General features: G+C 51.2%; 11 protein-coding genes. 3 read left to right on the top strand and 8 right to left on the bottom strand.

Features of this window, described 5'->3' with window-relative positions; all coding sequences use genetic code 11:
- Positions 1-6 precede the first annotated feature (6 nt).
- A complete protein-coding gene (locus PYRFU_RS08120; protein ID WP_014027184.1) occupies positions 7-933 on the top strand; it encodes a tRNA lysidine(34) synthetase in 927 nt (308 codons plus the stop codon).
- 181 nt (positions 934-1,114) lie between these two features.
- On the opposite strand, the gene PYRFU_RS08115 is transcribed toward PYRFU_RS08120, so the two are convergent.
- The 8 genes from PYRFU_RS08115 to PYRFU_RS08085 form a co-directional block, all read right to left on the bottom strand.
- Positions 1,115-1,657 carry a class I SAM-dependent methyltransferase gene (locus tag PYRFU_RS08115; protein WP_014027183.1) on the bottom strand — a complete coding sequence of 181 codons (543 nt, stop codon included), beginning with the start codon at positions 1,655-1,657 and terminating at the stop codon, positions 1,115-1,117.
- 65 nt (positions 1,658-1,722) lie between these two features.
- The gene (locus tag PYRFU_RS08110; RefSeq protein WP_014027182.1) at positions 1,723-2,169 is read right to left on the bottom strand and encodes a 30S ribosomal protein S19; all 447 of its coding nucleotides are present in this window, start codon (positions 2,167-2,169) and stop codon (positions 1,723-1,725) included.
- 57 nt (positions 2,170-2,226) lie between these two features.
- Positions 2,227-2,943 (bottom strand): 50S ribosomal protein L2, encoded by a 717-nt coding sequence (locus PYRFU_RS08105; protein WP_014027181.1) that lies wholly within the window; start codon positions 2,941-2,943, stop codon positions 2,227-2,229.
- Between the two features lie 23 nt (positions 2,944-2,966).
- Entirely contained in the window at positions 2,967-4,559 is a 1,593-nt protein-coding gene (locus PYRFU_RS08100; protein ID WP_014027180.1) for a hypothetical protein, read from the bottom strand.
- Positions 4,556-4,723, bottom strand: a complete 168-nt coding sequence (locus PYRFU_RS10570; protein WP_014027179.1) for a hypothetical protein — start codon at positions 4,721-4,723, stop codon at positions 4,556-4,558. The genes PYRFU_RS08100 and PYRFU_RS10570 overlap by 4 nt, the downstream gene beginning before the upstream one ends.
- A gap of 8 nt (positions 4,724-4,731) precedes the next feature.
- Positions 4,732-6,201 (bottom strand): hypothetical protein, encoded by a 1,470-nt coding sequence (locus tag PYRFU_RS08095; protein WP_014027178.1) that lies wholly within the window; start codon positions 6,199-6,201, stop codon positions 4,732-4,734.
- 17 nt (positions 6,202-6,218) lie between these two features.
- On the bottom strand, positions 6,219-6,500 hold the full coding sequence (cedA1, locus tag PYRFU_RS08090) for a DNA import protein CedA1 (RefSeq protein WP_014027177.1): 282 nt from the start codon (positions 6,498-6,500) through the stop codon (positions 6,219-6,221).
- Between the two features lie 289 nt (positions 6,501-6,789).
- Positions 6,790-11,250 carry a methyl-accepting chemotaxis domain-containing protein gene (locus tag PYRFU_RS08085; protein ID WP_048191947.1) on the bottom strand — a complete coding sequence of 1,487 codons (4,461 nt, stop codon included), beginning with the start codon at positions 11,248-11,250 and terminating at the stop codon, positions 6,790-6,792.
- A 121-nt stretch (positions 11,251-11,371) separates the two neighbouring features.
- Here PYRFU_RS08085 and PYRFU_RS08080 point away from each other — a divergent pair, with 121 nt between their 5' ends.
- Both PYRFU_RS08080 and PYRFU_RS10060 read left to right on the top strand, forming a co-directional pair.
- Entirely contained in the window at positions 11,372-11,833 is a 462-nt protein-coding gene (locus PYRFU_RS08080) for a hypothetical protein (protein WP_048191945.1), read from the top strand.
- Positions 11,833-12,519: a ribbon-helix-helix domain-containing protein gene (locus tag PYRFU_RS10060; protein WP_014027174.1), complete on the top strand. Its 687-nt coding sequence runs from the start codon at positions 11,833-11,835 to the stop codon at positions 12,517-12,519. The genes PYRFU_RS08080 and PYRFU_RS10060 overlap by 1 nt, the downstream gene beginning before the upstream one ends.
- Position 12,520 lies beyond the last annotated feature (1 nt).

Raw genomic sequence — 12,520 nt, 5'->3', positions numbered from 1 at the left:
TTTACAGTGCCACCTAGGCTCTACAAGCCAAGATGCGCTAGATGCGGCGCCCCTGGCGAGTTTACACCGTCCTGGGCACCTAACATAGCACTATGCCGTCGACATTACATAGAAGCTTTTAGGCGGCGCGTACGCGACGCCTTGCGCAAGGCTAAACTGAAGCCACGTCGTGTGATAGTTGGAGTGTCTGGAGGAAAGGATAGTGTCGCTCTTCTTGATGCCCTAGCGTGGGTGTCACGCCACGAGGGTTTCGATGTCGTAGGAGTCACGATAGACCTGCACATACCAGAGTATAGTAGACACGCGCTCCGTGTAGTTGTAGACGTATACAACTCTGTTGGCGTACCATACGTGATTGTCGATAGTAGAGAGGTTCTCGGCGTGGATACCAACTGTGCTAGTGAAGCTTATATAAACAATATTGTTAGAAGGCCTACCTGTGCACTTTGCGGCTCCATTAAGAGAAGGATTCTAGAGGAGGTTGCACATGCTCTCGGCGCAGATGCTATAGCAACTGGCCACACGCTTGATGATCTTACAGCGTTCACTCTAGTGAATATGGCTTCGGGACAAGAGGATGAGGGATTTGCAGTTGTAGAGAAGGGCGAGCAACTGATGAGGCTACGTCCACTGCTACTGGTGGGAGAGCGCGACACACTAAACTACGTAATTGCGCGGGGCTTGCCTTTCACCGAGACGCCGTGCCCCTTTAAGCCAACCCGTAGCTTATCATCTGCTATGAAAGCAGCTGCGGGTAGCCTCCGATCTAGGTATCCCTCCATAATCGGCAATCTACTGAGACTAGCCTATTACCGGGTTAAGCCTAGTGCACCTCAACGGTGTGTATACTGTGGTTCACCTTCACAATCCATGGTATGCTTTACGTGTAGGCTCACCTCAACGCTGCTCAACACGAGGATTTGTAGACGTTAACATCATAATCGTGAAACTCGGCGGGACTGTACATCACGCATGGATACGCGTATGTAGAGACACTAGCATATCAGAAATTATCAACAGACTCGGATTGATAGAAGTCCTCACTACAGTTTTCACATGCGATGGTAAGCCCATACCGCCGAGCACAAGATTAAGACAGGACATGTGCCTCAAGCTAGTTGCTGTTGAAAGCCCTGGGTGAGCAGATGACGTCCTTGCTCGTCTCACCATGATACCTTTGACATAGGCTAAATCTTCTATGAGCTTCCGCACGTTTCAATAACGTGTAGATAGCGCGTTTGCGTGTAACTCTAACTTGCTCACGTATGGCTTTCTCCGCATCACTTACAAGATCAAAAACTGTGAATGCATAGCTCTCGTCAACAGAGTTATCCCGAAGCGGAAGATGAACAGCATCACACTCAACAATATCCACTAAATGCATCACATTTAGTTTTGATAACCTCTCCCTACACAAATCTAACATACAAGGCGTTAAGTCTAGCGCAAGTATATACAAAACACTTGATAGGATATTACGAGTTACAAAATACTCTTCAAGGAGGCACGTGCCTGCGCCTACGTCGGCCACTACCCCTTTCGGCCTATGCTCGTTGAATACAACCTCATATTTCTCAAACTGTTCCTCCCGGTATAGCTCGTCGTAGCCAGTTGCAGTCGAACAATACTTGTCACGGATTATACGCGGGTCGGGCAAAATAAGCGACCCCGCGAAACTCGTGGAGGCAAAAACGGCTTGATAGTTGTAAAAGGTGAATAGCTTTACTTGAGTGCGACGTGCAGCGTGCTCTTTGTGGCTTTGAGGCCTGGCTCGCCGTGCTTGACGATCTTGCACGTTGGCGAGAACTCTCCTAGATAGTGACCTATCATCTCTGGCGTTATCTTAACTGGTACAAACTCCTTGCCGTTATAGACGGCTATAGTCAACCCGACCATCTCCGGCAGTATTATCATGTCCCGTACGTGAGTCTTTATCACTACCTTCTCGCCCTTCAGCATCTTCTGTCTAGCCTTCTTGATCTTCCTTAGTAGTATACGCTGAGCTTCTGTGAAGCCGCGTAGTAGGCTACGTCTCTGCCTAGCGGGTAGCAGTTTCACGAACTCATCCATGCTCATCTGGAGTAGCTCTTCAAGCGTGTAGCCGCGGTACCTGAACTTCCTCCACTCGGGTGGCAACATCTCAAGCCACTTCTTTATCTCAGCAGACATGTGCTCACCACCCGTACTCTTGTCTCACGAGATGCATAGGGTATAGGGGTTTTAGCGCTACCTCTTCTTGCGGCCAGTCTGCCTGGCAGCGATGTGACCGACTTTCTGGCCTGGTGGCGCCTCTCTTGCAACGGTCGTTGGGAAGCTTGGACTCTGGTGGCTGCCACCGCCATGTGGGTGGCTTACAGCGTTCATGGCTACACCGCGCACGCGTGGCCACTTGTGGGCCTTGACCTTCCACTTGTGGTAAGCATTCCCAGCCTTGAGTAGTGGCTTCTCGAGCCTTCCGCCGCCAGCCGGTATACCTATAGTAGCGCGAGCATCATTCGGAAGCTCCTTGACCTTACCACTCGGGAGCTGGACTATTGTCTTGTTACCAGTCCTACCCACTACGATTGCATAGGAGCCTGGTGCACGCGCTAGCTTACCACCGTCACCTGGGCGTATCTCGATATTGAATATCTGTGTACCCTCTGGGATCTTACCAAGAGGCAGTATGTTGCCGTTGACGGGCTCGGCATCTGGTCCTATCTTGATCACTTGACCGACGTACATACCCTCTGCAGCTACAGTGTAGAACTCGACACCGTTCTCCAGCACTATCTTTGCTAGCGGGCACCACCTACCCGGATCATGAACTAGCTCGACGACACGCCCGCGTAGTGTCACTGGCGCTGGCGGCGGGTACTTGGCTGGCGCTGGGTGTATCCATGGTTTACTGCGGAACGTTGGACTGCCTCTACCCATCCTCTGGACGAGTATTCGTTTACCCACTCTCGTTCCCCAACCCGCGGCCTCTAACTGCCAGCCTTTAACCCCTTCATTCCAAGGATTTCACTCGCATCAATCTCTACCAGCTCTGGTCTAGATCCAGCAAGCCTCACGAGAACCTCGCCAACACCTAGCATGCGCAACTTGCGCCCATCCTCACTACTAAGCCCCAATCTCTTAACAACCCTGGTGATATACTCCTCGTCGTTAGACCCGAAGAGTATCACACCATACGAATTGTTGTATATCTCTTGTGGAAGGTCGTCTGGATCCTGTGTAGCCGACACTATACTTAGTCCAGCGCTCCTCGCCTCTTTGTACAGGCGTATAACGTGCAACGAGGCAAGTTTTCCAATACGCCACGCCTCGTCAATGAGAAGTAGCCCTCTACTTCGTCTAGAAAGAGCTGATAGGGAAACTACAATAGCGCCGATACTCTTGAGCGCCTCTGGTAGACCGCTGACATCATACACTACCCCCGAGCTTACCCATGATGGCCTTCGGCATGTCACGTTGCTCAAACCTAGCCTCTTTAATCTTGATAACAAGTGGCCATCAACAAGGCGGTAAAGCGGTTTACATTCCTCTGCAGCTGTTATAGCAGCGTCAATAATGGTATCCAAGTTTAGCTCTGCAAGCGCCTCGCTAACCACACGCTTGTCTATGACACCCTCACGATACAACCATAACATGCTTTCAAACACTTCACGTATGGTCAGTTTCACGATCCTGAGGAACCCTGACAAGTAATTTGCAAGGTCACCCTTTGGGTCGACGCTGTACACGTTGATACCCATTGCGTCTGCGCGCACCGCCAGGATTGCCTCTAAGGTTGTCTTACCTCTACCAGTAGGCCCTACAATCACATAATGCAAGCTACCGCTAGACGACCAGAGCGGAAGAAGAAAAGCAACACCATCATTCCTTCTACCAAGGTAGATGCCTTCACGTGTACTACTTAGCGTGTTAGACAACGCACCATACAAGCTTGTAACAACTTGCCTGCTTGTTGTAATTTTTCTAGAGCCGCTATAAGATAATGGCAGCAAGAGTGCCTTGAGCGCTTCTTGGCCCGTCATAACCTTAGCTTTGCATCCGAGCTTTGTTATCTCCCTGGCTATGCGCTCAGCTTCTCTGTATAGACTTCTTCTACATTCACCCCTAACAACGATTCCAATCACGGCTTTAACCGGCTGATAACCAGTCATTATACTCTCGTACATCCTCTCGAGTATACGCAGCTTTCTCTCAACGTTCTTGTTACCAGGCTCTCGCTCAAGGACTACACGCAAAGACATAATACTATTCTCTAGGTTTGCGAGAGCTGAGCTTCTGTCAACACTATGCTTAGCAACAATAACACCTGCGACCTCCTGAGATGAAATTATCAACTCCAAGCTTTTTGCGAATAACTCACCAGCTTCAAAGACACACACCAAGTCCTCTACGAGGACGACAGTATAGCACTTATCACCTAGCTTTATATATTCATGGTTTACCTTCAATCCCGACAGAGCAGCTAGCTTCGCAGTACTCCTTCCACCCCAAACACTGCGAGCAGCTTGCACCACGGCAGAAGCAACACCTACAAGGAGAAACACAAGCGCAGGATCGATCAACTCTCCTCAACCCTCTCTACAAGCACAAATGCTACTAGACCCGATGATAGCGCGATAATGGAGAGTAAACGTAGGATCGTATCCCCCATGATAACCAGAGGTAGCGTCATCAGCAAGAAAGCTATTTGAAGGCGTTTATCTCTTGCACTAATTTCTAGCGTCATACTCGTCCCTAGTATCGTATACGTATGACTAGCACCCCGCTTTCACCAAGCACTCTTCCAAACCCATATATGAGCAGGGATAGAAGCATCAGATAGCTCCATACGCCTGCCGCATAACCCATTGCCAGCATGTAAACTGCCATCGGAATATCGTGCAGCAAGAAATCCAAGAGCGGATACTGTATACCACCTTGTGGCGCCACAGAGGAGAAAGTAGCACCACATTCTCTCGCAGTTATGGCTATCACTGTACTGTCTTCGACGCGATAATAGCTGCAGCTAACACCGTCTTCTTGCTCCTCCTTCTCTACAATAATACCTGATAAACTATCCACACTACAACCGCAACACGCGCATACTTTTACAACACCACTACCCTCGAAACTAATGTTGACAAAAACGCCATCGTCGCTCTGATTGTAGTCGTAGCTCAACACTTGTACTGTAGATGGCCACTCTACGAGAATGTGCTCACCGAGCATCAACACATTCTCGAGCATCACATCGTATTTACACTGCACAACTCTACCATACAACAAGTTATTCACAAGAAGCTGTATAACAGTTAACAAATCGGTAAACGGCGACTCACTTTCCAGACACTCATCCGGGATTGACACTACCCTACTCTTTACAACAATTGGACCCGCATATACCTGAAGCAGGTACGTGCCGGGCTCCAAGGGGTAAGTAACAATATATGATGCGTACCCGCTCCTAGCTACTAGCGGTACGCCACCCCTCCACAGGGCAATAGTATACCCCTGCCCTAGACCACTATGATCAACCACATTACCCCATAGCATGTAGAGCGTGGGTTTCGCATAACCCAATCCACCCACGAGAGCCGCTATAGGATTGGACTTCGCAACTGAATCTAGCCACATATTGACCCAAAGCGGGAGCAACGGAACTGCAATGTACAATACTATGCCGCTTGCTATGAGACTAGCCCCAGCCTTGCGCCCAACACCAGCAGGCAGAGAGTATAACAGTACTCCCAATAGCACGAGCTTATCCCAGTAATGATAAGCCAAGCTAGCAACAAGCTTTACCATAGCCTCGCTAGTACCTATCAATATTGATGCCCGCATCAAGTTCCGATAAGCCGTGTTTAGTATGATAGACACTAGGTTACGCATCGCATCGGGAACTATACCAAGTATATGACTGCGGAAGGACGCTAACAATGCAGCCATCGAGTAGAAGCCGGAGGCTAGCAAGCTAGATCTCGTATAGAAACTAGAGAGTGACTCCCAGCTTAACCCCAGTGTTTTAAATGTCAGCTCTACGACATAGACTAGACTACCGTACAACATTACTAGGAGAGCCGCAATAGCACCATGATATGACATTCTAAGCCCAAACCTCTTCACGGCAATCGGAGCAGGCATCGCGTACAACACAAGACCAACGTAATAGTTTATGACAGATAACAGGTAAGCAAGAGACAATACACTCGATACACTAAACTCCATGGAGAATTACACCCCGCCTATCGCAATACTGTAATATTTACTCTAGGTCCGCCAATGGTCTCAGCCACACTACTTGCCACTACAGATACAATCCAGAATATCGTTGAACCCATAGAGAGCCAGAATGCTGCCCATACTGCATCCTCTATCATGTGTTGACCACTCCTCTTTAACCGCATTATGGGTATTGGTGCACCTCTCAACGCCCACCCTATACTCCAAGTTAGAAGGAACACACCCCAAGCTAGCATCACAACACGTCTTAGAATATCGTTAAGCAACACCACTAAATCGGGCATCAGTCAATCCCATCCTATCAACGTTGAAGTAAAAGGCGCGGAGAGAGTACCCTGCAAGTATTTAACAAGACATACATTTTTCAGTACAAAATCGACAAACAATGAAAAGTATAGAGCGTGAGGGTATCACCCCTCGAAACTCCCTACAATTACAGAAGGCGAATGAGAAAACAACACGACTTAGATACACAGATGAGAGAGGTGAAACAAAGATACAGGATACGCAAGTTGTGTGAAAAAACTTGGGGCAGGAAAATCATCGGGAGTCATGTGTTACTCGTTTTCACGCTTAGTGGGATGCTAGTAGTCCTCCCTTAACAGCCACGAGTATTAGTAGAGCTAGTACGATTATGCTTATCACTAGGCTGGCAGCGCCGAAGATCATCGTGTTGGTGCCAACGCTGTCAACGCTGTTCTTGACGTTGCTTATCTCGGTCTTGAGGCTGTCAACACCGGCCTTTACGTCGCCTAGCTTGGCGGCTAGGCTGTTGACCGCCTTCTTCACGTCCTCTACGCTTGCAGTGATCGCGCCCTTGACCTCGTCTAGCTTGCTGCTTAGCTGGTCAACAGCTGTCTTCACAGCCTCCACATCACTCTTGGTTGCCATGCTGTTCTTTAGGTCGGTGATGGCTGCCGCCACCTCGTCAACCTTACCTAGTATCTTGTTGACGGCCGCGTCGACCGCGCTTGTTACTGCCGCAGTGCTCTCGTCTATCTTCCTAGCTAGCTCGCTCTTGGCAGCAGCCACAGCAGCCTTGACATCGCTGGTGCTGGCAGCTAGCTTGTCTAGTATTGCGTTCTTGGCGCTCTCGACGATGCTCTTCACATCGTCGACGGTTGCCACGCCAGCTAGCGCCTCCTTGACTGCCGTGCTCACCTCACTGGTGATGCCAGCTAGTGTGGCCTTGACGCTCTCGAGGTCACCGCTGATCTTGTCTAGCTTGGTGGTTATCTCGGCTACAGCGCTCGTTAGGCTGGTCTTGATGTCATCTAGCTTAGCAGCGATGTCGCTTAGGCTTGTACCGATTGTGTCTAGCTTAGCAGCGATGCTGGCTAGCTTGGTGTCGATGCCCTCGACAGTTGTAGCTATACTGTCGACCTTGGTGTTGAGCGTCTCTACTAGGGTCTTGACCTCCTCGGCCGCCATAGCAGCTGTGTCGGCCTTCTCAGCGGCGGTCGCCACCATTGCCTTTAGCTCTGGGTCGATCGTTACGCCAGCCTCTGCGAACTGTGTCAGCTTTGCAACGCCCATTAGCGTGTACTCAACCTTAGCAACGATCACTAGGTAGGTTGGTGCCTGGATTACTGGTATCTCAATGACGCCCATCCATACGCCAGGCTCTACACAGTCGGCTGGTGTCAGGTCTAGGCTGTAGGCTAGGTGCTTCTTGACGTCATAGTATGCCTTCACGCTTATCTTGACGTCGGCGTTGCACGCCACCGGCACGTCATAGTAGGTTACAGTGACCACCACTGGTATCTTCACGGTGCCATCTTCGTAGACCACTGGGCCGCTGCTCACCTTCGCGACTAGCGCGTTCCTCTTGATCTCTATGACTCTCACGTAGGCGCCAGCCTTCTGACCGTTCTGGTCTAGCTCTAGTGTCAGCGTGGAGCCCGCCGCGGTGGCTGGCACCGTATAGCTGGCCGTCCACGAGCCGGTCTCATCGATCTGTGCAGTCTCGATGGTCATCTTCTGGGTCTGGTCGACGTATAGCTTGATTGCGTAGCCGGTGTCCCAGCTGTAACCGTACATCATTATCGTGCCGTTTGGCAGCGCGTCTAGGCTTGGCGCGTAGATGCCGCTAGTCCACCACGCGACAGTGCTCATGTCGGCAACGCCCATCTCGACGCTGTGGAAGACCACGGATGGCACCATCCTTATCCTGGCGCCAGTGCCAGTCACTGGCGTCGTAGCGCTCTCGTTGTAGAATGCTAGTATGTAAGTGCCCTTCTTTACCGTCGGCACCGGTATGCCCCTCGCAACGTAGATGCCGCTAGCTAGGTCGCTGACAGTCATGTTGATCGCGAACGCGACCGGCGTGGTACCGCTGGCGAGTACTAGCGCGTAGGTCGTATCGGCAGTCGCTGGCTTGGTTATTACCACGGCCATTAGGTGGGTGAAGTTGTAGTACATTGCATTGTTGTCTGCCGGTGGGTATAGGCTTACCAGCTTCTCGTAGGCAGCACCCGCGGTCTTGTTGCGGTAGATGGTGCCGTCCTGTAGGTAGGCTAGCACGTTTACGTCAGGTGTCGCTACGGTTAGTGTCACGTTACCTGCTATCGTCGCGGTTGAGCCGGTTAGGTTGATATACGCTCTCGGCTCGAGCAGTACTAGAGGCTCTGCTGGCTCGACGATCTCGTACCTTGCTGCGGCGTCATAGGCTGCACCGGTGTATACGCCTAGGTTGCCATGGCCGCCCGCCACATCGCTGTTGGCGCCGGTGCCGGTCACGTTGATTGTTATGTAGCCTGTCTTTGCTCCTGCCAGTACATCGTAGCCTTGCTCGTAGAGCCTCCATAGCGGTACTAGTACACCGAAGGTGCCGGTCTCCTTGTTAACCACCACTACGTCGATGAAGTCCGCGCGTAGTAGCTGATAGCCTAGTATCTTGCGCAGCTGGCTGAATGGTATCGAGACGTTACCGACGAATAGCTTCAGTGCGGCGTCATCAAGGTCGAAGCCGACGCCATAGACCATTATGTAGGTGCCTAGTGTCGCAACTGTGCTAGTGTCGGATGTTAGCCTACTACCACTTATGACGTCAACAGGCCACGCGAATAGTACTGGTCTTATCCTGAAGACGGTGTTACCACTAACCATCTTGACATCGCCGCTAGCGACGTTATCGACGTTAGTGACGTTTATTGGCGGTAGTGTCGCTATCACCTCGGTTGTTATCTGGCCCTCAGCATCCGTTAGGTTCAGCTTGAAGACTGGCAGTAGGTAGTAGTAGGCGCCAGCGTACGGTGCTGGCTTGACATTATAGATGACTAGTATCCTGTTGTAAGCCAGCTTGTTACCAGCAGCTATGTAACCCTCCGTCTCGTTCACATACGTACTGCCAACGACGTCGCCAGTAGCCCATTTGATTAGTAGTGCCTCGAGCGCTGTCACGTTCCTATCAATGTTTGGCGTGCCAGCACCTAGTATCGTGTAGGTACCTGCTGGTAGGTAGAATTTCGTCATGTCGCTGATGAAGTTCACTAGAACTACACGCAGCTCGTCATAGACGTTTAGTGCATCTCTATCACCGTACAGTGACGCGTTAAAGCCGTTAACTAGATCGTCTGGCGTGTCTAGTCTCATGTCGTCAGCGTAGATTGCACTCGGCAGTATGGTTATCTTGTATCCTAGCGGTATATAGGCTGCTATCGCCCAGAATGGCACAGCTTCAGTCGCTCCGCTTATCCCTACCACGTCGAATGTTACGCAACCACCAACGCACACTGTCTCGTTTACTCTTACCACGATGTCGACGCTACCCTCGGCTGCTGGCAACATTATCGTCATTCCACCAACACTGTACTTGAGTGCTAGCATCTTGTTGACGATTGGTAGAGTTGCGTCTGGGTTGACTGTTAGGTTGAATATGATTGCACCGACGTTGCTCTTGTTGAATGTGCCGAACTCGCCGCCAAGTATCCTAGCTGGTAAGCTACCGGCCGAAGCATTCGTAAGTAGGGAGCCTGCAGCTGTATAGTTCATACTCGTGCTGCTGTACGTCACGATACCGCTCTCGGCTAGTATCTGGCCCAGGCTGTAGATAGACGGCCTATATACTACACGTACCACCGCGCTTACGTTCCTGACGCCTAGGTTCTCAGAGAGGCTGTTCTCAATCGCGCTCCTAAGCACAGTCCAGTTGATTGTGACGTTGAGAGCGCCAACCGCATAGATGTTGCTACCGTCAGCTAGGGTTATCTTCTGTGGAGTCTTCCTGCCAAATGCTAGTACGTTGCTGGTACCCGCATCAAACTTGACTAGTATCTCGTTTGGCTCCATAGCCTGGACATAGAGTCCGCCCTCAAAGGCCCAGGTGGTGCTCGCAGTAGTCTTGATCAGTAGTGAATACCTGTTGCCCGGGGTTAGCGGCAGATCTTCTGGCACTATCACGCCGTAAACTGGTAACCAGCAGCCGTTAGCACACCACCTGTCAATCAGATCTTGACACGCTGGTGGCACGGTGCCATCGTTCGCCGCCTTTATAGCAGCCTCAAGGCTACCCTTGTCCGGGAAGTACACCTTGGCGTATATGTTGAGTGTGCCTACCTCGCTGTTACCAGTGACGTTGTATAGGTGTACGAGATAGTCGTTCTCCGCTGGGCTCCTGAATAGCATGTAGGTCGCGCGTACGCCAGTACCGATGTCCGCCGTGAACGTGTAGTTTAGGCTGCTTGTCATCCATAGCGCGTAGTTTATGTTCGTTGAACCGATGTCAATGATTATGTAGCCAACAGTACAGAATGTCGTACCAGCTGGGTCGCTAATGAGTATTGGTAGTGGCTGATCAGTTAGTGGCTGAGCGGTACCTGGGATGCCTAGTGCGAACTGGTAGCCCTTCGGGCCTAGGCCGTACTGGTCTGCTAGCTCGGTGTAGTTCAAGTATACTTCTATCAGCGAGCCTTTCCAGACTACTACTGTTAGTGGCCTCGTGAACTTGTATGGCTGGGCAGCTGCGATCGCTGGAGCTAGTGCTACGAGGGCTACTAGGGCTAGAGCTAGAGTGACTAGGGTGAACCTACTCATGGCTGACATGCACCCCGACCTCACTTGGCTGTGTTGGATGGCGGCATAGCCGCGGTTAAGACTCTTTTCTATGGTGTACTACCTGCCTCTGAATCCCCCAGGGGATTCCAGGGTGTCAACATTGGAGCACGTTGTTATCCTGATAGATGGTGGCAGTTGTATGGAGCGTGGCGGTAGGTTCGAGGCTGGCAAGGAGGCCGTTACCAGACTAACGAGTTCAACGTTAGGAGTTGTTCTGGTCGGCATATGGTGGTCTGGTGGCTTGATTCCATTGTGTCTTGGGTCCAGTGCCACATGCAGTGAGTCTGTCGAGTATCTCGGTATTGTCGGTGGGAGAGGCTGCTGGGATCAGGCTATCGTTGATACGTTGAGGTTGTTGTATGGTGGGTCTGTGCTTGTAGTTGTTGGTTGCTGCAGGGGGCCTTGTTCAAAATGGTTCGTCATGCCTACCGTGTTTAGAAAACGTGTCTTCTATTGCGTTGCTGGCTACTCTGAGCGTGTAGCCCGTACGCTTCAACGGCACGGGTTTGATCTTGTGACTAGTTCTTGGGAGGAGGTAGAGAGGTTCCTGGGTGTCGCGTAATGCCCACGTGTGTCGAAGTGGGAGAGTACTTCGACGAAATTATGGATGCGCTGGTTGAAAGCGGCATCTATTCGTCAAAAGCTGAGGTTGTACGCGACGCGCTTAGAAGGCTGCTTGAAACTATTGATATGAGACTCGTTGGTCTTCGGGCTTATCAACGGGGCTCGACATTATGGCGTGCGCTCCGCATATCCGGTGTTGGTTTCGAAGAGTTTCTATCATTTATGCTAGCGTCCGGCGTGGCACCTGAGATTGGCTGCCGTGAGGCTCCTGCACCACCACCTACTAGCCTCTATGTAATCGATCCTATTGGCGTCGAGGTTCTTGGGAGGCTTGGCGTGCTTGAGCACTTGTCTAGCCGGTTGGTTTTGCCAGTGGAGCTTGAACCTATTGTCCGACGTGTCGAGGCTCTGATAGGCGTGCATCTAGATGTTAGGTTTGAGCGGATCGCTGGTGTTAGGAGCCTGGTCAGGAAGCTTGGTGTCACGCTAGAGGAGGCTGCTGTGCTCGCTCTTGCCGCGAAACATGGTATTCTTGCTGCGTGTGATCCTAGGCTTGGGGCTCGTTCTGGAGGTGCTGGCGTGAAGAGAGTCGTGTGTTGCTATGCATTGCTACGCTTGGTTGACGAGAGTGTATGGAGGCCTAGGTTCGAGCTTCTACCATTCCCGGTTCCAAGGATGGGGTGAG

It is taken from the genome of Pyrolobus fumarii 1A, assembly GCF_000223395.1.
In the GTDB taxonomy this organism is placed as follows: Archaea; Thermoproteota; Thermoprotei_A; order Sulfolobales; family Pyrodictiaceae; genus Pyrolobus; species Pyrolobus fumarii.
Note: the sequence above shows the minus strand (reverse complement) of the source record. Positions and strands in the feature narration are given on the sequence as shown.

Bases quoted from the DNA above. Each gene is read 5' to 3' on its own strand.
- PYRFU_RS08085 (WP_048191947.1), bottom strand. From the start codon at position 11,250: ATGAGTAGGTTCACCCTAGTCACTCTAGCTCTAGCCCTAGTAGCCCTC.
- cedA1 (WP_014027177.1), bottom strand. From the start codon at position 6,500: ATGCCCGATTTAGTGGTGTTGCTTAACGATATTCTAAGACGTGTTGTG.
- PYRFU_RS08095 (WP_014027178.1), bottom strand. From the start codon at position 6,201: ATGGAGTTTAGTGTATCGAGTGTATTGTCTCTTGCTTACCTGTTATCT.
- PYRFU_RS10060 (WP_014027174.1), top strand. From the start codon at position 11,833: ATGCCCACGTGTGTCGAAGTGGGAGAGTACTTCGACGAAATTATGGAT.
- PYRFU_RS08110 (WP_014027182.1), bottom strand. From the start codon at position 2,169: ATGTCTGCTGAGATAAAGAAGTGGCTTGAGATGTTGCCACCCGAGTGG.
- PYRFU_RS10570 (WP_014027179.1), bottom strand. From the start codon at position 4,723: ATGACGCTAGAAATTAGTGCAAGAGATAAACGCCTTCAAATAGCTTTC.